A 20,113-nucleotide genomic window follows, 5' to 3' on the forward strand; every position below is an offset into this window, starting at 1 on the left:
CGGACGGCCACCCGGCGATCACCGCTGCCCGCACTCCAAAAACCACCGGAACCCCGCCCGAGATCGAAGATCAAAATTCACGCGGTGGATCGAGGCTCAGGCGCTCACCGGCCGCGACCACGCCGGAGTCGTCCCCATCACGAGGCACAGCGCGAGATACAGGGGGATCGGCGGGGTGTACGGAACCGTACCGTCCGGCCGGTGGATGAGCCCGGGGACCTGCGGGGCGTCGGGCAGGACCGCGCCGGTGGCGTATTGCGCGGGCGCGGGCCACTGAAGGGCGTAGTCGGAGTCGGCCGGGACGATCCACCACCAGTGCGCCTCGCCGGCGTAGACGCACCCCACGCGTGGCAGCCGCGGCATCACCAGCGGCCCGAAGCGGGCGGGCACCACGACCGCGTCGCAGCCCAGCGGGGCCGTCATGCCGTCGGGAACGGCCAGCCGCCGGTGCGTACCCGGCGTGCGCAGGCCGCGCCCCAGACGTACGAGCGTGTCCAGGCTGAGCACCTGGCCGGAGCCGGAGGCGGCGCTCACAGCCATGCGGCCCCCGTTCCGTGGTGTGCGTGCGTGTCGTCCTCGTCGTCCGGGTCGCGCGCCGGGCCCGGCTTCGGGCGGGCGCCCCAGCCCAGGTCGTTGCGCGGCTCGTGCGCGTCGCGCGGGGTGTCGGCCTTGCGCGGCAGCTCCGCCCACACCAGCAGCCCCGGACCGTGCTCCTGCGCGCCCCAGGCCCGGCACAGGGCGTTGACGAGGAGCAATCCCCTCCCGTGCTCCTCCTCGGGCCGCTGCGGGGAGGGGTGGGGCTCACCCGGCGCGCAGCCCTCGTCACGCACGGCTATGCGCACCAGGTCCTCGCCGTCGTGCAGCTCGCAGACGATCTGGCTGCTCGCGGTGTGCACGATGGCGTTGGTGACCAGCTCGGAGATGACCAGAGCCGCCGTGTCGCAGGTGTCCTCGCACACCGACCAGCCGGTCAGCCGGGCCCGGGTCAGGCGTCTGGCCTGAGCGGGGGAACCCGGGTGTGCGGCCAGTTCGAAGCGGAACCGGCGCTCGGCAGCGGCCTCGTCGGGGCCCGCTCCCGTGGCGGCACCGAGGCCGAGTCGGCCCGCGGCGGCGTCTGCTGCTAAGGGCGGGGACGGAGTCACGCTTGCCACTATCGCCCCGGCGTGAACACTTGGCAAGCGTCACTATGAAAATTGCAGAGTGCCGTGTGACGCGGTGAGGGGGGCGTGGCACACTGCTCGCAACAGCACGTCGAGCGGCGCCACTTGGGATCGTCGAGGATCCGCCGGATCTTCGAATAGATCTTCGAATGGCGCCGCAGGGCTGTCAGGATTCGTTGCTGGAGGTGGAGCGTGAGCGAACCGCGGTCCGCGCCGACCGTCGGCCAGGTCGTGCTCGGTCGGCGCCTGTTGGACCTGCGGGAACGCGCGGGGCTCAAGCGCGAGGAGGCCGCCCGCATCCTGCGTGTCGCCCCCGCCACGGTCCGCCGTATGGAGATGGCCGAGGTCTCCCTCAAAATCCCGTATCTCCAGCTGCTGCTGAAGGCGTACGGCGTCTCCGACGAAGAGGCCGAGGCCTTCGTGCAACTGGCCGAGGAGGCCAACAGGCCCGGCTGGTGGCAGCGGTTCCACGACATCCTGCCGGGCTGGTTCTCGATGTACGTCAGCCTGGAGGGCGCGGCCGCCCTGATCCGCTCCTACGAGCCCCACTTCGTGCCCGGACTGCTGCAGACCGAGGACTACGCGCGCGGGGTGCTGCAGTCGGGAGCCGTCGGCCAGACCCGGCCCGAGGACATCGAGCGTCATGTCGCGCTGCGCATGCAACGCCAGGAACTGCTCACCCGTCCCGACGCGCCCAGGTTCTGGGTCGTGATGGACGAAACCGCGCTGCGCCGCCCGGTGGGCGGCCCGGAGGTGATGCGTGCTCAGATCGACAAGTTGCTCGAGGCCACGAAGCTGCCCAACGTGACGCTGCAGGTCGCCCCGTTCTCCTCGGGGCCGCACCCCGGCACGTACGGGCCCTTCGTGCTGTTCCGATTCGCCATGCCCGAACTGCCGGACATGGTCTACAGCGAGTACCTGACCGGCGCCGTCTACCTGGACGCGCGCCAGGAGGTGGCGACCCACCTCGAGGTCATGGACCGCATGGCGGCACAGGCCGCTACGGCACATCGCACGAAGGAGATCCTCCGGGATCTCCGCAAGGAGCTGTGAATGGATCGCATCACGTCCCAGCCCAAGCCGCGGATCCGCAGCGAGCGGATCTACAACGGCATGCCCGCCCGGGAACTGGGCAGCGAGGGCTGGCACAAGCCGTGGAGCGGCGGCAACGGGGGCAACTGCCTGGAGGCGATGAAGCTGGCCGACGGCCGGATCGCGGTGCGCCAGTCGACCGACCCCGACGGGCCGGCCCTCATCTACACCACCGACGAGATGACCGCCTTCATAGAGGGCGCGAAGGCGGGGGAGGCGGACTTCCTGCTCTCCTGACCGACCGAATCTGGTTCTTTTTCTTTCTCAACTTCCTAATCTTGGTTCTGACTTGATCACTTTCCACAGCAGACACTTACGGGGTGCCGCATGACCGGGCAGGACACCGACCTCAACGCCGTCGAGATCGACACCAGCAAGCCGCATCCCGCGCGGATGTACGACTGGTACCTCGGCGGCAAGGACAACTACCCGGTCGACGAGGAGATGGGCCGGCAGATGCTCGCCCTCGACCCGAGGGTGCCGGTGATGGCCAAGGTCAACCGCGCGTTCATGCACAGGGCCACGCGCTGGCTGGCCCGCAGCGGCGTACGGCAGTTCCTGGACATCGGCACCGGCATCCCGACCGAGCCGAACCTGCACCAGATCGCCCAGCAGGTCGCGCCCGAGGCGCGCGTCGTCTACTGCGACAACGACCCCATCGTGCTGGCCCACGCGGCGGCCCTGCTGCGCAGCACGCCCGAGGGCGTCACCGAGTACCTGCAGGCCGACATACGGCAGCCGGCCGCCATCGTCGAGGGGGCCCGGAAGGTCCTGGACTTCACCCGGCCCGTGGCCCTCTCCCTGGTCGCCGTGCTGCACTTCGTCTCCGACGAGGACGGCGCGCACGACCTGGTGAGCCGGCTGCTCGCCGAACTGCCGTCCGGCAGCTACCTGATGATGACCCACGCCACCGCCGACTTCACCCCGGAGGAGTCGGCGGCGGCAACCGAGAAGCTCAAGGCGGCCGGCGTCACCCTGGCCCTGCGCTCCCGGGAGGAGTTCGCCCGCTTCTTCGACGGGCTGGAGCTGGTCGAGCCAGGCGTCGAGGTGGTCCACCGGTGGCACCCGGAGCTCGGCGAGCCGGTGCCCGGCCAGGACGACGGGGTCATTCCCGGGTACGGGGCGGTGGGGCGCAAGCCGTGAGGCCGGATGCCGGGCGGTAGGGCCTGGTGCGGACGGCTGCTCCCGGGCTCACCGCCGGGGCCGCGTGCGGCGCGGCGGGGGCGCCTCAAGCAGGTGGCGGCGGGGGCGCCTCAGGCAGGTGGCGGCGGGGGTAGGCTCACGCGGGTGGCGGCGGTGTTCGCCTCCCTCGGGTGGCAGCGGTGGGTTCGCCTCACGCAGGTGGCAGCACCCCGCACAGCGCGTCCAGAGCCGCTCCGTAGGCGTGTTCCGAGGGGGTCGCGTACCCCACGACGAGGCCGTCGCGGGCCGGCATCCCGGTCTCCGGGTGCCGGAACGCGGCGAGGCCGTCCAGGGCGATGCCCTGCCAGGCGGCGGCCCGGACCGTGGACCGCTCCGTGCCGGGCGGGAGCCGCAGCACGGCGTGCAGCCCGGCCGCGATCCCGGTGACCTCGACGTGCGGGGCGTGCGCGGCGAGCGCCGCGACGAGCCGGTCACGGCGGCGCCGGTAGCGCTGCCGCATGCGCCGCACATGACGGTCGTAGGCCCCGCAGGAGATGAAGTCCGCGAGGCTCAGCTGGTCGAGGACGCTCGCCCACGCTTCGCGCTCGCCCTTGGCCGCGAGCACCGCGTCGACGTACCGCTCCGGCAGGACCATCCACCCCAGCCGCAGCGCGGGCGACAGGCTCTTGCTGACCGAACCTAGGTGAACGACCCGCTCCGGGTCGACCCTGGAGGGCTCCGACGGGTTTGCGGTCGTAGCGGAACTCGCCGTCGTAGTTGTCCTCCAGCACCACCCCTCCACGCGCGCGTGCCCAGTCGATCACCTCGGCGCGGCGCTCGGGGTGCAGCGGGCCGCCGGTCGGGAACTGGTGGGCGGGCGTGAGCAGCACGGCCCGCTCCCGCCCCAACCGGTCCACCCGCGCGCCGTGTTGGTCCAGCGGCAGCGGCACCGTCCGTACACCGGCCGCGGCCAGCACCTCCCGGTGGAAGCCCAGCCCGTACGCCTCCACGGCCAGCGGACCACGCAGCACCCCGCCGCGGCCCTGGCCGAACAGCAGCCGCAGGGCGTGGGCAAAACCGGAGCAGATGACGATCCGGTCCGGTTCGGTGCGTACGCCACGCGCGCGTGCCAGGTATTCGGTGAGCGCCTCCCGCAGTTCGCGGCGGCCGGCCGGATCACCCGGGCCGAAGGCCTCGTTGGGCGCCTGCTGGAGCGCCCGCCGGTAGGAGGAGAGCCAGGCTGCGCGCGGGAACGACGACGCGTCCGGAGTGCCCTGCCGCAGGTCGTGACGCGGTCCACGCGCGCGTGGAGGTGCCTTCGCGGGGACCCGCTCGGGGCGCAGGGGCGCGGCGCGCTCGGCCACCCGGGTGCCCGAACCCTGGCGGGCGGTCAGCCAGCCCTCCGCTACGCGTTCCGTTGACCCACGATTCCGCCATGAAAATGCACCCTACAGAGGGTCTTTTCGGTCCGCAGGTTGAAGGGCATGACGACGAACGCGATCCCCGCGACCACCGGTATCTCCCGCTCCGAGGGGGCCGGGACGGCCCGCCTCGACTTCGGCAAGGCGGCCCCCAAGGCCTTCCGCGCCCTCATCGGCTTCGATGCCGCCGCCCGGGAGGGCCTGGACCCGGCCCTCGTCTAACTGATCCAGATCCGCGCCTCGCACCTCAACCACTGCGCGTACTGCTTGCACATTCATACGAACGATGCGCGCAAGGCCGGCGAGAGCGAGGACCGGCTGCACATGGTCGCGGTGTGGCGCGAGGCCCGCCACTTCTTCACCGAGAAGGAACAGGCCGCCCTCGCCCTGACGGAGGCGGTCACCCTGGTCGCCGACGCCGACGCCGACGCCGACGCCGACGCCGACGCCGACGCCGACGCCGACGCCGGAGTCCCGGACGACGTCTACGCCGAGGCGGCGGCCCACTTCGACGAGGCCGAACTGGCCCACGTACTCGCCCTGATCTTCACGATCAACACGTGGAACCGGGTGGCCCTGTCGACGGGGAAGGTGGCGGGCACGGACGAACGGCGGCGCTAGACCGGTCGGTTCGGCACAGGCTGGTCGCTCGTTGCCCCGCGACGGTGGGCAAGCGCGGTGGTGAGCAACCGCGGCGGTGAGTGACCATGACGGCGGGCAGCCACGGTGGTGAGCGACCATGACGGCGGGCAGCCACGGTGGTGAGCAACCACGACGGTGAGCAACCACGACGGCGTCACCCGGCGGGTGTCGAACTCACCGCCACCGCCGGGCTACACCCTCATCGGTCGGTCGTACGGCCCGATCGGCGCCGGAAGCCTCGAACTCCCGGTCAGATGACAGTCGACCGCCGCCGCAACCGCCCGCCCCTCCGCGATCGCCCACACGATCAGCGACTGCCCGCGTGCCGCGTCACCTGCCGCGAACACCCCGGGCACGTTGGTCGCGAAGCCGGCGTCCCGTGCGATCGTGCCGCGAGGCTCCATGGTCAGCCCCAGCTGGTCAACGAGTCCGTCCTCCCGGTCCGGCCCGGTGAAGCCGAGGGCGAGCAGCACGAGGTCGGCCGGGAGTGACCGGTCGGTGCCCGGCAGAGGGCGCCGCTGCGCGTCCACCTCGACCAGGTGGAGCGAGCGCACATGCCCGTCCGCGTCGCCGGTGAAGCGCAGCGTCGACGCCGCGAACAGCCGCGCGTCGGCGTCCGCGGCGGGCGCCTTCCGCAGGTCGCGCGCCTCCTCGTGCGCGCCCGAGAGCCGGTAGATCTTCGGGTACGTCGGCCAGGGCTCGGTGTCCTCGTCGCGCTCCGTGCCCGGCTGGGCGTAGATGTCCAGCTGGGTCACGGACGCGGCGCCCTCCCGCACCGTGGTGCCCAGGCAGTCGGCTCCCGTGTCACCGCCGCCGACGATGACGACGTGCTTGCCGGCGGCGGACAGCGGGGAGGTCTCCAGGTCACCCTCGCAGACCCGGTTGGCCAGCGGTAGGTACTCCATGGCCTGGTGTATCCCGGCCAGCTCCCGCCCCGGCACGGGCAGTTCACGCCACGCCGTGGCGCCCGTGGCGATCACCACCGCGTCATAGCGCGCACGCAGCTCCGCGGCCCCGACGTCCCGGCCGACCGTCGTGGACGTACGGAACTTCGTCCCCTCGACCCGCATCTGCTCCAGCCGCCGGTCCAGATGGTGCTTCTCCATCTTGAACTCGGGGATGCCGTACCGCATCAGCCCCCCGAGCCGGTCGTTCTTCTCGTACAAGGCGACCGTGTGCCCCGCGCGGGTCAACTGCTGTGCCGCGGCGAGCCCGGTGGGCCCGGACCCGATCACCGCGACCGTCTTCCCGGACAGCCGGTCCGGCGGGCGCGGCGAGGTGAAGCCCTCCTCCCAGGCGCGGTCGGCGATGGCGCACTCGACGTTCTTGATGGTGACCGCGGGCTGGTTGATCGCGAGCACACAGCCCGCCTCGCACGGCGCCGGACACAACCGGCCCGTGAACTCGGGGAAGTTGTTGGTGGCGTGCAGCCGGTCGCTCGCCGCCCGCCAGTCCTCGCGGGAGACCAGGTCGTTCCACTCCGGGATGAGATTGCCCAGCGGGCAGGCGTCGTGGCAGAAGGGGATGCCGCAGTCCATGCAGCGGTCGGCCTGCTTGCTGATGATCGGCAGCAGCGCGCCCGGGACATAGATCTCTTTCCAGTCCCCAACCCGCTCCTCGACGGGCCGGCGGGGCCACTCCTGGCGGGGCGTGGTCATGAAACCCTTGGGATCGGCCATGGCCGTCTTCCTTGCGTACGCGTACGACGGGCCGTGCGACATCGGGCGGCACTCTTTCGGCCACGATACGTCCCATCGGCCACAGACGCAGAGTGTGCGACAGCGGTTTCTCTCAGGTGAGGGCCAGCACGTACGCCACAGCCGCGGCGGCCGAGGCGATCCCGCGGACGTGGTTCCACATCGTCCACTCGCGCACGTACGACGGCCAGTACGCGGCGGCCTCCGGGGTACCCGGGTCCAGCCCGAGCAGCGCGTCGTTGCGGGGCACGTTCGCGACCATGGTCAGCCCGAAGGAGCCGAACAGGTACAGCGCGCTGCCCAGCAGCATCTCCACGGTCCCCTCGTCGGGCCACAGCACGAACGTCACCACGGCGATCACCGCGCACACAACAGCCGACCCGGTGAACACGATCATGAAAGCCGGCCGTACGGCGGCCACGTTGATCGCGTTCATCGCGGCGACGCCCTGCGCGGGCGGCAGCGCGGCCAGTCCCCTCATCACGAATGTCGAGAAGCCGCAGAAGACCCCGGCCACCAGCCCGGTTCCGAGCACGCCCAGCACCGTCAAGACGAAGTACGGTCCATCGATCATGTCAACGTCAACTCCCGTCTCGGGCCAAGATCCTGTCCGGCACCGCCGTCACCTCAAGTGAAATCGCTTGCGGGCAGTGTGACCATGGCCTTGGGGCGCGGGGGCATACCCGAGCGTCCAGGTCAGCCACCGAGTTGTTGGAGCGGCTCTGACGGCCCCGTTCCGTGACGGCAGTGTTCCGTGACGGCCCCGTTCCGTGACGGCCGTGTTCGCGTACCCCCGTTCATCCGGCAGCCGTGGTCATGAACCGCCTGTTCATCCGGCAGCCGTGCTCATGACCGCCCGTTCCATGGCGACTCGCCCAACGGCCCGGCGAGTGGTGCTGATGCACAACCACGACGGCACAGCCGGGCGGTGCCGACGGACCGCGACCGCAACCCACCGCTCCCCGACCTCAGCCCACCCCCGCCTCCGGCTCCCGCCACGCCCGCAGCACCCGCAGCACCCGCAGCACCGACTCCACGCCCGCCGCAATCCGCCGCCGCGCCTCGTGCCGCGGCACGCCGCCCATCAGCAGCTGGTCGTACGGCGTGTACAGATGCCGTACGGACGCCACGACCGCCGACGTCACGGCCCCCTCGGACAGCGCCCGCCCCGCCGCGCTGCGCCCGACCCGTCCGCTGCCGCGCACCGAGGTGTGCGTGGCGATGGCCCGGGCCCGGTCGGCCGGGCACCCGGGAAACAGCCGCAGGATCTCCGCCGCGAACGCGTCCGCGAACCGCACGTCCTCCGCCGCCCGTCGGTGCGCGTCCCGGGCCCGGCGCCGGCGCCGCGCCTCCGCATCCGCCAGACACCGCTCCTCGGCCCGGACGAGCGCCGCCTCCTCGACGAGGACACCCTGCCGCTCGTACCGGCTCCTGCGCCGGTTGAACCGCACCACCACCGCCGACAGCGTGCTCTCCTCCCGCGACCTGCGCGTCAGCGCGGTGTCGCCGCGTGGCAGGAACACCAGGTGCCCGAGGTCCGCGCAGTCCAGACAGCGCGGCGCGCCCTCCTCCAGGACGAGCATGGGCAGCGGCCCGCGGCGGCACTCGGCGCAGTGCTTCCGTCTGAGGGGCTGGATGACCAGAAGTCCGACGCGGGGCGGGGGAGTTGCGGGAGGTGCCATACGGGGTTCATTGCCCCGCAGGCGCCGAGAACCAAGCCATCTGACGGGTCTGACGGGCGGCCCGCCGCGTGGATCAACGCCACCACCCCTGATCTCCTCCTTGACGCGGCCCGCGCCTTGCGCGATGCCCGTCTGCAGATGCTCCTTGCCGCTCGCCGAGCCCACGGACGCACTCGGTCCCGTGCCTGACGCATCATGGGCCGTGTGCGGCTCGAAGCGATCACCTGGGAACGGCTCGGCGACCTCCTCGCCGAGCGCCTTGTCGACCTGAAGCCGGGCGACGGCAGCCCCTCGCCGCGCATCGCCTTCGACGGCGCCCCCGCCGCCCGCCCCGGCGGCCTGGCCGAGCGTGTCTCGGAGGCGCTGCGCCTGCGCGGCCGCCCCTCGCTGGTGGTGGGCACCGAGGGCTTCCTGCGCCCTGCTTCCCTGCGCCTGGAACACGGTCATCGGGACGTGGAGTCGTACTACAACGGCTGGTTCGACACCGGCGCCCTGTGGCGCGAGGTCTTCGGCCCTCTCGAACCCGGCGGCGACGGCCGCGTCCTGCCCGACCTGTGGGACCCGGTCACCGACCGCGCCACCCGCAGCTCCTATGTCCACCTCCCGCCCGGCGGGCTGCTGTTGCTGCACGGTCCCCTCCTCCTACGCCACTGGTTCCCCTTCGACCTGACCGTCCACGTCCTCCTCTCCCCGGGCGCCCTGCGCCGTCGTACCCCGGAGGCGGAGCACTGGACGCTGCCCGCCTTCGAGCGCTACGAGGCCGAGGCCGACCCCGCCGGCACCGCCGACGTCCTGGTGCGCGCCGACGATCCGCGTCATCCGGCCTGGAGCGGCTGAAACCGTTTTGTATGCGCATGCATGTAACTGCCTTGGTGGGCATGACGACCTCCTGTGATGTCAGAAGGTGTGCAACCCGCGCCGTGACCCTCGGATCAGCCTGTCGGTCTTCGACCTGGCCAACCCCTGCACCTCGGTCGAGATCCGCGGTACCGCCGAGATCCTCCCGGACGAGGGCAAGCGGCTCCCGTACGAGCTCTCGCACAAGTACCTCGGCATCGACCCGCCCGCCGAGGTGGACGACGAGGTCCGCGCGATCATCCGTGTCGTGCCGTGGAAGATCATCGGCTTCTCGGCCTGACTCCGCCGCGCCCCGCGCCCCGCGCCGGGCGCGGACCCGCGGTCCCGGTGTGGTCCGTCAGAGCCAGCCGTTGCGCCGGAAACCGCGGTACAGCGCCAGGCAGGCGACGGATATCACGCCGATGACCAGGGCGTAGCCGAACCGCCAGTGCAGCTCCGGCATGTGGTCGAAGTTCATGCCGTACACCCCGCACACCATGGTCGGCACGGCGATCACCGCGGCCCACGCCGTGATCTTCCGCATGTCCTCGTTCTGCGCGACCGTGACCTGCGCGAGGTGGGCCTGCAGGATCGAGTTCAGCAGTTCGTCGAAGGAGGCGATCTGCTCCTTTGCCCGCATCAGGTGGTCGAGGACATCCCGGAAATAGGCCTGTATCTCCGGGTCGACCACCCGTATCGGCCGGGTGGCGAGGTCCTCGACCGGGCGGCCGAGCGGTACCACGGCACGCTTCAGCTCCAGCAGCTCGCGCTTGAGCTGGTAGATCCGCCCGGGGTCGGCCCGCGCGCCGTTCTCCGCGAACACGTCGGTCTCGACCTGGTCGATGTCCGCCTGAACCGAGTCGGTGACGGTCAGATAGTCGTCGACCACGTGGTCCGCGATCGCGTGCAGCACCGCGGCCGGCCCCTTGGCGAGTTGCTGCGGCTCGGACTCCAGCTCCTCACGCAGGGGACCGAGCGAGCCGTGCCGTCCGTGCCGCACCGTGATCACGAAGTCGTGGCCGACGAACACCATGATCTCGCCGGTGTTGACCACCTCGCTCGTCGCCGTCAGCTCCTCGTGCTCGACGTAGCAGACCGTCTTGAACACCGCGAACAGCGTCTCGCCGTACCGTTCCAGCTTCGGGCGCTGATGGGCCTCGACCGCGTCCTCGACCGCCAGCGGGTGCAGGTCGAAGAGATCGGCGATGCCCGCGAACTCCCGGTCCGTCGGCTCGTGCAGGCCGAGCCAGACGAAACCGTCGCCGGTCTTGCGGACCCGCGCCACGGCCTCCACCAGATCGCCGCCCCCGGGGACCCGGGCGCCGTCGCGGTATGTCACGCAGTTCACCACCGAGGAGCCCAGTGGTGACCGGGCGGGATGGCTCAGGTCGACCCGGGGGCGCCGCCGGGCGAGCCGTGCCACCTTGCGGAAGCCGCCGACCTTGTCGAGGCCTGTGACCTTCCGCAGATTCCCTGCCATGGACATCTGGATCTCCTTGCGTGGATCTCCCCGCGCCGCATTGTTGCGCCTTCGTGCGTCAGTCTGCCAGGCCGACGTGAGCGGCGGGTGAGCCTGTGGAAACGGGGCATTCCGCTTCGTTCCCGGCTGTGGACGGACGGGGCTTGGCGGTCGTCGCCGCACCGTGTGGGGCGACTGGGATGATCCCGGTATGACGCAAAGCGACGGATATCTGCTCGACAACCGGCAGGCCGAGGCGGGAGAGCGCTTCGACGCCTTCGCCACCCTTTTCGACCCCACCACGTTCCGGCACCTCGACGCGCTGGGCGTCGGGGCCGGCCGGCGGTGCTGGGAAGTCGGTGCCGGCGGCACCTCGGTCGTGTCCTGGCTGGCCGAGCGGGTCGGCCCCACCGGCAAGGTCGTCGCGACCGACATCGACATCTCACGGGTCGCCGCGGCGGGCCGCCCGCCGGTCGAGGTGCGGGTCCACGACGTGGGCGCGGAGGAGCCGCCGGGGGAGGACTTCGACCTGGTGCACGCCCGGCTCGTCCTGGTCCATGTGCCGGACCGGGAACGGGCGTTGCGGTCGATGATCAAGGCACTGCGGCCCGGCGGACGGCTGTTGGTCGAGGATGCCGACCCCGCCCTGCAGCCCCTGCTCTGCCCTGACGAACACGGCCCGAAGGAGGAGCTGGCCAACCGGCTCCAGCGCGGCTTCCGCCGGCTGCTCGCGGACCGCGGTGCCGACCTGTCGTACGGGCGCAAACTCCCGCGCCTGCTGCGCGAGGCCGGGCTGCGTCAGGTGGAGGCCTACGCCTACTTCCCGGTCACCTCGCCGGCCTGCGCCGCCCTGGCATCCGCCACGGTCCGCCAGATCCGCGGCCGGCTCGTCACGGCCGGCCTGGCCACGGACGAGGAGATCGACCGTCACCTGGCCAACGTGGCCTCCGGCGACATGGACCTGGCCACGGCTCCGATGATTTCGGCGTGGGGGTACAAGGCGTAGGGGAGAGGCGCGGTTGAGGTGATGGAGGGCAGGGGCGGACCGGCTCCCGAGTGGCTTGTGCACGGAGCTGCCGTGCCGTTGTCGGTTGCGCCGGGACGGTGGGTGCGGATTCACCCGCCTGGAGCGATCGCTGGTGACCCGTCAGCCGGCTCGCCTCGGCTCCGGCTCGGCGCCCTCTCCCGTCACCGGCATGGCCTCCTTCACCCGTCCCCGGTCATCGCCGGTGGCGGCCTTCTCCTCCTCCACCTCTCTTCCACCTCCCCCTCCTCGTCGGCGTCGGCTCCGCCCAGCCGTCACCGTCCGCTTCCGTTGGCCGCAGCCGTCACTGCTCCCCAGCCGCCCCCGGGTTCGCTTTCCTCGGCCGGAGCCGCCCCCGGGTTCGCTTTCCTCGGCCGGAGCCGCCCCCGGGTTCGCTTTCCTCGGCCGGAGCCACCCCCCGGGTTCGCTTTCCTCGGCCGGAGCCGCCCCCGGGTTCGCTTTCCTCGGCCGGAGCCACCCCCCCGGTCCGCCTCCCTCAGCCGACGCCGTCACCTACCCGCCGGAGGCCTCCCGCCCACCCGCTCCACCGCCAGCGCACCCGCCCGGCAGCCGGCCGCTGCCGAGGCCTCGGGCCCGGCGCCCGTGAGCAGGGAGGCGAGGAACGCTCCGGTGAAGGCGTCACCGGCGCCGGTGGTGTCCCGAGGCGTCGCCGGTACGGCCGGAACGCGGGCGCACACGGCGCCGGAACGGGCCACCAGGGCTCCGTCGACGCCCTGCTTGGCGACCACCAGCGGGACGCGTCGGCTCAGCTCGGCCGCAGCGTCCGCCGGATCGGGCAACCCCGTCAGCAGGCAGGACTCGTCACGGTTGGGCAGCAGCACGTCCACCCCTTCGGCGAGTGCCAGGAACCGGTCCACGCCCAGCTCGAGAAGAAAACCGGCCGACGCCGGATCCAGGCTCACCGGCACGCCACGCGCGCGTGCCGACGCGACGGCAACCCCCACCAGCGCCCGGCTCGGCTCGGAGAACAGCAGGTATCCCGACAGGTGCAGCCGGGCGACCCCGTCGAGCAACGCCTCCGACCAGTCGCCGGGCTCCAGCCGCAGGGACGCCCCGCTGTCCGTGAGGAACGTGCGCTCGGCCGCGGCTCCCGTGTCGACGAGGCAGATCACCGTCCCGGTCGGCGCCTCCGGGTCGACGACAAGCCGGGGACTCACCCCCGAAGCAATCAGCTCCCGCTCGTGCCAGGCGGCCGCGTCCGAGCCCACCCGCCCGAGCAGCCGCACATCCCGGCACCCCGAGCGGGCCGCCCAGCAGGCCACGTTGGCCCCCGCGCCCCCCGGCAGCGTCCGGATCACCGCGGCCGTGTCGGTACCGGACGCGAGCGGCCCCCGGTGCCGCGCGACGACGTCCGTCACGACGTCCCCGATCACCAGGAGCGCCCCACCCGCGTCACCGCCGGCTCCTGGCCTCGCACCGTCGGCTTCGGTCCCGTCCTCCCCGCCGTGGGCCGCCGACCCCGTCCCTGCTCCACCCGGGCCTGCCCCCGGTTGTTCCACCCCGCCGTGCACCGCGCCCGTTCCCGAGCCGCCCGTTCCCGAGCTGCCCGACAGCGCGCCGCTCCGACCGCCATCCGCTCTCGCCGTTCCTTGCCGTCCCGCCGTCACATCCGGGTCCACGCCGCCGCGATCCGCCCCGCGAGCCGTACGTTGCCCCGCACCGCCGCCAGATTGGCGCGCAGCGAGGCGCCGTCCGTGTGCCGCACCAGGTAGTCGAGCAGGAACGGCGTGACCGCCTGACCGGTGATGCCCTCCTCCTCGCATGCGTGCAGCGCGTCGGCGAGCACACGCGCGTGCACCTCGGGGTCCAGCTGCTCCTCCTCGGGGACAGGATGGGCGACGATCAGCGCCGACTCCGGCGCTCCGAGCGCGTCCTGCGCCCGCATGACCTCGGCCACCTCCTCGGGCGTCCGCAGCGTCCAGTCCACCGGATGACCCGAGTCGGAGAGGTAGAAGCCGGGGAAGCGGTCCGTGCCGTACCCGGCCACCGCGACGCCCAGCGTCTCCAGGCGCTGCAGGGTCGCCGGCACGTCCAGGATCGACTTCACGCCGGCGCACACGACCGTGATCCGGGTGCGGGCCAGCAGCCCCAGGTCGGCGGACTCGTCCTGCGTCACCGTCCACTCCCGGTGCACCCCGCCGAGCCCGCCTGTCGCGAACACCCGGATGCCCGCCAGAGCCGCCAGCAGGGCGGTCGCCGACACGGTGGTCGCCCCGCTCGCACCCGCCGCCACGGCGAGCGCCAGGTCGCGGTGGCCGAGCTTGCGGACCCCCTCCTCGTTCGCGACCCGCTCCAGCTGCTCCTTGTCCAGGCCGACGTGGGGGTGCCCGTCCAGCACGGCGATCGTCGCGGGCACGGCGCCCTCCTGCCGTACCGCCTCCTCCAGCTCCAGCGCCACCTGGAGATTGCGCGGGCGCGGCAGCCCGTGGGCGATGATCGTGGACTCCAGGGCCACCACCGGACGGCGCGCGGCCAGCGCCTTCCGCACCTCTTCGGACACCACCAGCACGCGCCTGCCTCCCGTCTGTCGCTCTTCCCTCATCTCTGGCGGGCGTTCCGCCCGGTCAAACTCTTGCGTCCGGTGGAGCGCGACACCAGCCTGGGTGCATGACGGACAACACGACACGTCTTGACCATGTCGTCCTCTGGGTGCGCGACCCGGTCGCCGCAGCCGACTTCTACGAGAAGGCGGTCGGCCTGGAGCCTCTGAGGGTCGCCGAGTTCGCCGCGGGCAAGGTGTCCTTCCCCTCCGTACGCCTCAACGACGAGACCATCTTCGATCTCGCCCCGCTCGCCCTGGCCGAGCACATGAACATGCTCCCCGGTGCGGCCGACAGCGCGGGCCACCCGGTCAACCACGTCTGCCTGTCCCTGCCGGCCGGCGGCTTCGACGCGCTGCGCACCCGCCTCGAGGAGCGCGCCGTCCCCGTGTCCGAGTTCTCCTACGACTCCTTCGGCGCCCGCGGAAAGGCCAGGCGCAGCTTCTACTTCCGCGATCCGGACGGGAACATCGTCGAAGCCCGGCACTACGAGTAGCCGCGCGAGGCGGTGACCTCACGGGGCACCGCCTCAGAACAGCGGCTCGGGCAGCACCCCCTCCAGTGCGAGCAGCTTCCGCTTGGTCTCCAGGCCGCCGCCGAACCCGCCGATGCCCCCGTCGCTCTCGACGACCCGATGGCAGGGCACGACGACCGGCAGCGGGTTGGACCCCATCGCCACGCCCACCGCCTGGGCTGCGCCGGGCTGGCCGACCCGGCCGGCGAGATCGCCGTACCCGACGACCGTGCCGTACGGCACGCCGGACACCAGCTCGCGTAGCACCTGCCGGTTGAAGCCCGAGATCAGGGACCAGTCCAGCGGCAACTCGAAGTCCTGCCGCTCACCAGCGAAGTACGCCTCCACCTGGCGTATCGCCTCCCCAAGGAGCGGGGAGCCGGGCGCCTCGACGGGCTCGGTGCCCAGCCGGGACGCCAGCCGGCTGAGCGCCCGGTCCCGCACCGCGTCGGTGGCGTGGAACACGACGTTGACCAGGCCGTCGCGCGTCGCCGCCAGCAGCAGGGGACCGATGTCGGTGCCGACGACCGTCCACACGACCTGCTGCTCGTACTGCCCGTGGCTGTCCATGCGACCACGGTACGGCGGGCCACTGACAACGCCCGGGGCCGGACGCGACCGTGTGCCGCCCTACCGGGCGGGGCAGGCCCTGGCAGGAGGTTCAGGACGCGTCCAGCGCCTCCCGCACCACGTCCGGCTTGTTGGTGATGATGCCGTCGACGCCGTAGCCGGCGACGGTCCGGGCGCGGGCCGCGTCGTCCACGACCCACGTGAAGACCCGCAGCGGGCTGCCGTGCGGTCCCGTGAACGCGTGGACGGTCGAGACGTAGCCGGCGGAGAGCGTGCCGTGCGAGGGGTTGATGAGGTCCGCGAAGCCGGCGTACTGGTGCAGGTCCGCCGTCGACGGCTGGCCGAGGAAGCCGGTCCTGATGCCCGGCTTCAGGTCGTGCACGATCCGCACACTGTCGGCGCTGAAGCTCTGCACGATCAGCCGGCTCGCCAGGTGCCGGTGGTCGAGCCAGCCCTCGTTGCCGAGGAGTTTGAGGGTCTGCCGCTCGATGCCCGGATACAGCTGGGGGTTCTTGATCTCCAGAAGCAGCTTCTGGTGGTTGTGTTCGACGCGGCGCATGTACTGCTCCAGCGTCGGCACGCGCGTGCCCGCGAACGCGGGACCGAACCAGCTCCCCGCATCCAGGCGCGCGACCTCGGCGGCGGTGAAGTCCTTCACCTTCCACGGCGCCCGGCCCGGGAAGACCTCCTCGACGTTGGTGGTCCGCTGAAGGCTGTCGTCATGGATGACGACGAGCTCGCCGTCCTTGGTGCGCTGCACGTCGTTCTCGACCCAGGGAATGCCGAGCGCGGCCGCCTTGTCGATGGCGGGCAGGGTGTTCTCGGGGGTGTAGGCGGAGGCGCCCCGGTGGGCTACGACCAGGGGCCGGTCGTAGGCGCCGACGGCCCGGACCTCGGAGGTGGGCAACAGCAGGGTGGTCCCCAGGAGCGCGGTGGTCGTGGCGGCAACTGCGCGCGCGTGCATGCGTACTCCTCGCGTCGTGCGATCACGGACAGCACAAGATTGACAGCAGAGAGTCAACGCCGGGTGGGCGCAGGATGTCCACAGATTGAATGGAGTTGCCCAAGTCCGCTCACTGGTGCCGCACAACTGCGGCAAGGGCGTGTTTCTTTGCCGGAAAATCGTTCGACCATTCCGGTGGGGGTCATACTCTCTGCGTCAACCCCGACTGCTCGGGCGGTCCTGGGACGGGGCGCATCACGACATTCCGGGACGCAAGAGGGTGGAAGGGCAACCGCGCATGCAAGGCACGGTCGACGGATTCAGCTACGGGCTCGTCACCCCGCTGGTGGCCTATCTCATGGCCTCCCTCGGCGGGGCCCTCGGCCTGCGCTGCACCACCCGGGCCCTGCTTGTCGCCCACTCCTGGCGCCCCGGCTGGCTCGCCCTCGGCGCGGCGGCGATCGGCTCCGGCATATGGACCATGCACTTCATCGCGATGATGGGGTTCACGGTCAAGGAGGCGCCGATCCACTACGACAAGCCGACGACGTACGCGAGCCTGGCCGTCGCCATCGTCATGGTGGGCATCGGGATCTTCATCGTCGGCTACAAGGGCGCGACCGGCTCCGCGCTGTTCACCGGGGGCACGATCATCGGTCTGGGCGTCGCCTCGATGCACTACCTGGGTATGGCCGGGATGCGCCTCAACGGCAGGCTCGAGTACAACACGCTCACCGTCGGCGCCTCCGTCGTCATAGCCGTCGTGGCCGCGACTGCCGCCCTCTGGGCGGCCGGACAGGTCAGGGGGTTCCCGTGGAGCGTGGGCGCGAGCCTCGTCATGGGGCTCGCCGTCAGCGGCATGCACTACACCGGCATGGCCGCCCTCAGCGTCCACGTGCACGGTACGGGGGTTACCACCACCGCCGGTGAGTCGCCGGCGGCCCTGCTCGCGCCCATGCTGGTCGGCCCCCTCGCCTTCCTGCTGCTCGCCGGCGTCGTCGTGATGTTCGACCCGATGATGGTCATGGGCAGGCCCGACTGGACCCCTGTCGAGCAGGAGCCGGGCATACCGGCGCGCGAGCTCGTCCCGTACGCCGCCCGGCGGCCCGTGGTCCGCGCCCGTCGGAACCTGGGACACCGCCCTTCCCGCACACCGCAGAACCGGTGATCGGGTCCCGTTGTCAGTGGCGGGTCGTACGGTGGATGACATGCGGCCCGTTTCCCACATCGAACGCACGGTGGCGCCCTTCGAGGTCGTCAGCCCCTACCAGCCCAGCGGCGACCAGCCGCAGGCCATCGCCGAGCTCGCCCGGCGTATCGAGGCGGGCGAGAAGGACGTCGTCCTGCTCGGCGCGACCGGCACCGGCAAGTCCGCCACCACCGCGTGGATGATCGAAAAGCTCCAGCGCCCGACGCTCGTGATGGCGCCGAACAAGACGCTGGCCGCCCAGCTGGCGAACGAGTTCCGCGAACTGCTGCCGAACAACGCCGTCGAGTACTTCGTCTCGTACTACGACTACTACCAGCCCGAGGCCTACGTCCCGCAGTCGGACACCTATATCGAGAAGGACTCCTCGATCAACGAGGAGGTGGAGCGCCTGCGCCACTCCGCGACCAACTCGCTGCTCACCCGTCGTGACGTCATCGTGGTCGCCTCGGTCTCCTGCATCTACGGCCTCGGTACTCCGCAGGAGTACGTGGACCGCATGGTCCCCCTCAGGGTCGGCGACGAGATCGACCGGGACGAGCTGCTGCGCCGCTTCGTGGACATCCAGTACACACGCAACGACATGGCCTTCACGCGCGGCACCTTCCGGGTGCGCGGCGACACCATCGAGATCTTCCCGGTCTACGAGGAGCTGGCCGTCCGCATCGAGATGTTCGGTGACGAGATCGAGGCGCTGTCCACCCTGCACCCGCTCACCGGCGAGATCATCAGCGACGACCAGCAACTGTACGTGTTCCCGGCCTCGCACTACATCGCGGGTCCGGAGCGCATGGAGCGCGCCATCAAGGGCATCGAGGAGGAGCTGCAGGAGCGCCTGGCCGAGCTGGAGAAGCAGGGCAAGCTCCTGGAGGCCCAGCGCCTGCGGATGCGCACCACGTACGACATCGAGATGCTCCGCCAGATCGGCACCTGCTCGGGCGTGGAGAACTACTCGATGCACTTCGACGGCCGCTCGCCCGGCACCCCGCCCAACACCCTGCTCGACTACTTCCCGGACGACTTCCTGCTCGTCATCGACGAGTCGCACAACACCGTCCCGCAGATCGGCGCCATGTACGAGGGCGACGCCTCCCGCAAGCGCACCCTCGTCGAGCACGGCTTCCGGCTGCCCTCCGCGCTCGACAACCGCCCGCTGAAGTGGGAGGAGTTCCAGGAGCGCATCGGCCAGACCGTCTACCTGTCGGCGACTCCGGGCAAGTACGAGCTCTCGCGCGCGAACGGTTACGTCGAGCAGATCATCCGCCCCACCGGCCTCGTCGACCCCGAGGTCGTCGTCAAGCCGACCGAGGGCCAGATCGACGACCTGGTGCACGAGATCCGCAAGCGCGTGGAGAAGGACGAGCGCGTCCTGGTCACGACGCTCACCAAGAAGATGGCCGAGGACCTCACGGACTACTTCCTGGAGCTCGGCATCCAGGTGCGCTACCTGCACAGCGACGTCGACACCCTGCGCCGCGTCGAGCTGCTGCGCGAGCTGCGCAGCGGCGAGTTCGATGTGCTGGTCGGCATCAACCTCCTCCGCGAGGGCCTCGACCTGCCGGAGGTCTCCCTGGTGGCGATCCTCGACGCCGACAAGCAGGGCTTCCTGCGCTCCGGCACCTCGCTCATCCAGACCATCGGCCGCGCGGCACGCAACGTCTCCGGCCAGGTCCACATGTACGCCGACAAGATCACCCCGGCGATGGAGAAGGCCATCGAGGAGACCAACCGCCGCCGGGAGAAGCAGATCGCGTACAACAAGGCGAACGGCATCGATCCGCAGCCGCTGCGCAAGAAGATCAACGACATCGTCGCGCAGATCGCCCGCGAGGAGGTCGACACCGAGCAGCTGCTCGGCTCCGGCTACCGCAAGCTGAAGGACGGCAAGGGTGCCAAGACCCCGGTGCCGTCGCTCGGCGACAAGGCGGCCAAGGGCGCGAAGTCCACCAAGTCCGCCAAGTCCGCCAAGGGCAAGGCGAAGGAGACGGTGCCGACCGACCGTCCCGCGGCCCAGCTCGCCGAGCAGATCGAGGAGATGACGGAGCGGATGCGCGCCGCGGCGGCCGACCTGCAGTTCGAGGTCGCGGCCCGGCTGCGTGACGAGGTCGCCGAGATGAAGAAGGAACTGCGCCAGATGAAGGAAGCAGGCCTGGCCTGACCTTCACCGTGGAGCCCGGCCCAG

19 protein-coding genes and 2 pseudogenes are annotated in these 20,113 nt (G+C 71.3%); 10 read left to right on the top strand and 11 right to left on the bottom strand.

Annotated elements, in window-relative coordinates; genetic code table 11:
- Positions 1-96: 96 nt before the first annotated feature.
- Both ABZV31_RS13800 and ABZV31_RS13805 read right to left on the bottom strand, forming a co-directional pair.
- Entirely contained in the window at positions 97-540 is a 444-nt protein-coding gene (locus tag ABZV31_RS13800) for a hypothetical protein (protein WP_355892474.1), read from the bottom strand.
- Positions 531-1,151, bottom strand: a complete 621-nt coding sequence (locus ABZV31_RS13805) for an ATP-binding protein (RefSeq protein ID WP_355892477.1) — start codon at positions 1,149-1,151, stop codon at positions 531-533. The genes ABZV31_RS13800 and ABZV31_RS13805 overlap by 10 nt, the downstream gene beginning before the upstream one ends.
- 201 nt (positions 1,152-1,352) lie before the next feature.
- On the opposite strand from ABZV31_RS13805, the gene ABZV31_RS13810 reads away from it, so the two are divergent.
- The 3 genes from ABZV31_RS13810 to ABZV31_RS13820 all read left to right on the top strand — a co-directional run bounded on the left by ABZV31_RS13810 (position 1,353) and on the right by ABZV31_RS13820 (position 3,395).
- Positions 1,353-2,213 (top strand): helix-turn-helix transcriptional regulator, encoded by an 861-nt coding sequence (locus ABZV31_RS13810; RefSeq protein WP_355892480.1) that lies wholly within the window; start codon positions 1,353-1,355, stop codon positions 2,211-2,213.
- Entirely contained in the window at positions 2,214-2,489 is a 276-nt protein-coding gene (locus tag ABZV31_RS13815) for a DUF397 domain-containing protein (protein ID WP_355892483.1), read from the top strand. It abuts the gene before it with no gap.
- Positions 2,490-2,579: 90 nt separating this feature from the next.
- Entirely contained in the window at positions 2,580-3,395 is an 816-nt protein-coding gene (locus ABZV31_RS13820; RefSeq protein WP_355892485.1) for an SAM-dependent methyltransferase, read from the top strand.
- Positions 3,396-3,585: 190 nt separating this feature from the next.
- Here ABZV31_RS13820 and ABZV31_RS13825 read toward each other — a convergent pair.
- Positions 3,586-4,789 (bottom strand): annotated as a pseudogene (locus tag ABZV31_RS13825) (PLP-dependent aminotransferase family protein); the annotation flags it as partial.
- A gap of 69 nt (positions 4,790-4,858) precedes the next feature.
- On the opposite strand from ABZV31_RS13825, the pseudogene ABZV31_RS13830 reads away from it, so the two are divergent.
- A pseudogene (locus ABZV31_RS13830) lies at positions 4,859-5,416 on the top strand (carboxymuconolactone decarboxylase family protein).
- Between the two features lie 212 nt (positions 5,417-5,628).
- On the opposite strand, the gene ABZV31_RS13835 reads toward ABZV31_RS13830, so the two are convergent.
- The 3 genes from ABZV31_RS13835 to ABZV31_RS13845 all read right to left on the bottom strand — a co-directional run bounded on the left by ABZV31_RS13835 (position 5,629) and on the right by ABZV31_RS13845 (position 8,816).
- Positions 5,629-7,116, bottom strand: a complete 1,488-nt coding sequence (locus tag ABZV31_RS13835) for a glutamate synthase subunit beta (RefSeq protein ID WP_355892488.1) — start codon at positions 7,114-7,116, stop codon at positions 5,629-5,631.
- A gap of 112 nt (positions 7,117-7,228) precedes the next feature.
- Positions 7,229-7,708 (bottom strand): anthrone oxygenase family protein, encoded by a 480-nt coding sequence (locus ABZV31_RS13840; RefSeq protein WP_355892491.1) that lies wholly within the window; start codon positions 7,706-7,708, stop codon positions 7,229-7,231.
- Positions 7,709-8,102: 394 nt separating this feature from the next.
- The gene (locus tag ABZV31_RS13845; protein ID WP_355892494.1) at positions 8,103-8,816 is read right to left on the bottom strand and encodes a DUF2293 domain-containing protein; all 714 of its coding nucleotides are present in this window, start codon (positions 8,814-8,816) and stop codon (positions 8,103-8,105) included.
- A gap of 195 nt (positions 8,817-9,011) precedes the next feature.
- On the opposite strand from ABZV31_RS13845, the gene ABZV31_RS13850 reads away from it, so the two are divergent.
- Together ABZV31_RS13850 and ABZV31_RS13855 are read left to right on the top strand one after the other, a co-directional pair.
- Positions 9,012-9,653: a uridine kinase gene (locus ABZV31_RS13850; RefSeq protein ID WP_355892497.1), complete on the top strand. Its 642-nt coding sequence runs from the start codon at positions 9,012-9,014 to the stop codon at positions 9,651-9,653.
- Positions 9,654-9,720: 67 nt separating this feature from the next.
- Entirely contained in the window at positions 9,721-9,954 is a 234-nt protein-coding gene (locus ABZV31_RS13855) for a hypothetical protein (RefSeq protein WP_355892500.1), read from the top strand.
- Positions 9,955-10,011: 57 nt separating this feature from the next.
- On the opposite strand, the gene ABZV31_RS13860 is transcribed toward ABZV31_RS13855, so the two are convergent.
- Positions 10,012-11,139: a magnesium and cobalt transport protein CorA gene (locus tag ABZV31_RS13860; protein ID WP_355892503.1), complete on the bottom strand. Its 1,128-nt coding sequence runs from the start codon at positions 11,137-11,139 to the stop codon at positions 10,012-10,014.
- Between the two features lie 184 nt (positions 11,140-11,323).
- On the opposite strand from ABZV31_RS13860, the gene ABZV31_RS13865 reads away from it, so the two are divergent.
- Positions 11,324-12,118 (top strand): methyltransferase domain-containing protein, encoded by a 795-nt coding sequence (locus ABZV31_RS13865; RefSeq protein ID WP_355892506.1) that lies wholly within the window; start codon positions 11,324-11,326, stop codon positions 12,116-12,118.
- Positions 12,119-12,645: 527 nt separating this feature from the next.
- On the opposite strand, the gene ABZV31_RS13870 is transcribed toward ABZV31_RS13865, so the two are convergent.
- Positions 12,646-13,533 (bottom strand): sugar kinase, encoded by an 888-nt coding sequence (locus ABZV31_RS13870; RefSeq protein ID WP_355893039.1) that lies wholly within the window; start codon positions 13,531-13,533, stop codon positions 12,646-12,648.
- 227 nt (positions 13,534-13,760) lie between these two features.
- Positions 13,761-14,666, bottom strand: a complete 906-nt coding sequence (locus ABZV31_RS13875) for a pseudouridine-5'-phosphate glycosidase (protein ID WP_355892509.1) — start codon at positions 14,664-14,666, stop codon at positions 13,761-13,763.
- Between the two features lie 98 nt (positions 14,667-14,764).
- Between ABZV31_RS13875 and ABZV31_RS13880 the strand changes: the two genes are divergently transcribed.
- Positions 14,765-15,193, top strand: a complete 429-nt coding sequence (locus ABZV31_RS13880) for a VOC family protein (RefSeq protein ID WP_355892512.1) — start codon at positions 14,765-14,767, stop codon at positions 15,191-15,193.
- 33 nt (positions 15,194-15,226) lie between these two features.
- Here the strand turns inward: ABZV31_RS13880 and ABZV31_RS13885 are convergent, their stop codons facing one another.
- Both ABZV31_RS13885 and ABZV31_RS13890 read right to left on the bottom strand, forming a co-directional pair.
- Entirely contained in the window at positions 15,227-15,781 is a 555-nt protein-coding gene (locus ABZV31_RS13885; RefSeq protein WP_355892515.1) for a methylated-DNA--[protein]-cysteine S-methyltransferase, read from the bottom strand.
- Between the two features lie 91 nt (positions 15,782-15,872).
- Positions 15,873-16,745, bottom strand: a complete 873-nt coding sequence (locus ABZV31_RS13890; protein WP_355892518.1) for a glycerophosphodiester phosphodiesterase family protein — start codon at positions 16,743-16,745, stop codon at positions 15,873-15,875.
- Positions 16,746-17,022: 277 nt separating this feature from the next.
- On the opposite strand from ABZV31_RS13890, the gene ABZV31_RS13895 reads away from it, so the two are divergent.
- Together ABZV31_RS13895 and uvrB are read left to right on the top strand one after the other, a co-directional pair.
- Positions 17,023-17,892 carry an MHYT domain-containing protein gene (locus ABZV31_RS13895; RefSeq protein WP_355892521.1) on the top strand — a complete coding sequence of 290 codons (870 nt, stop codon included), beginning with the start codon at positions 17,023-17,025 and terminating at the stop codon, positions 17,890-17,892.
- Positions 17,893-17,932: 40 nt separating this feature from the next.
- The gene (gene uvrB, locus ABZV31_RS13900; protein WP_355892523.1) at positions 17,933-20,089 is read left to right on the top strand and encodes an excinuclease ABC subunit UvrB; all 2,157 of its coding nucleotides are present in this window, start codon (positions 17,933-17,935) and stop codon (positions 20,087-20,089) included.
- Positions 20,090-20,113: the final 24 nt, after the last annotated feature.

The sequence above is a fragment of the Streptomyces sp. NPDC005202 genome (assembly GCF_040608235.1).
In the GTDB taxonomy this organism is placed as follows: Bacteria; Actinomycetota; Actinomycetes; order Streptomycetales; family Streptomycetaceae; genus Streptomyces.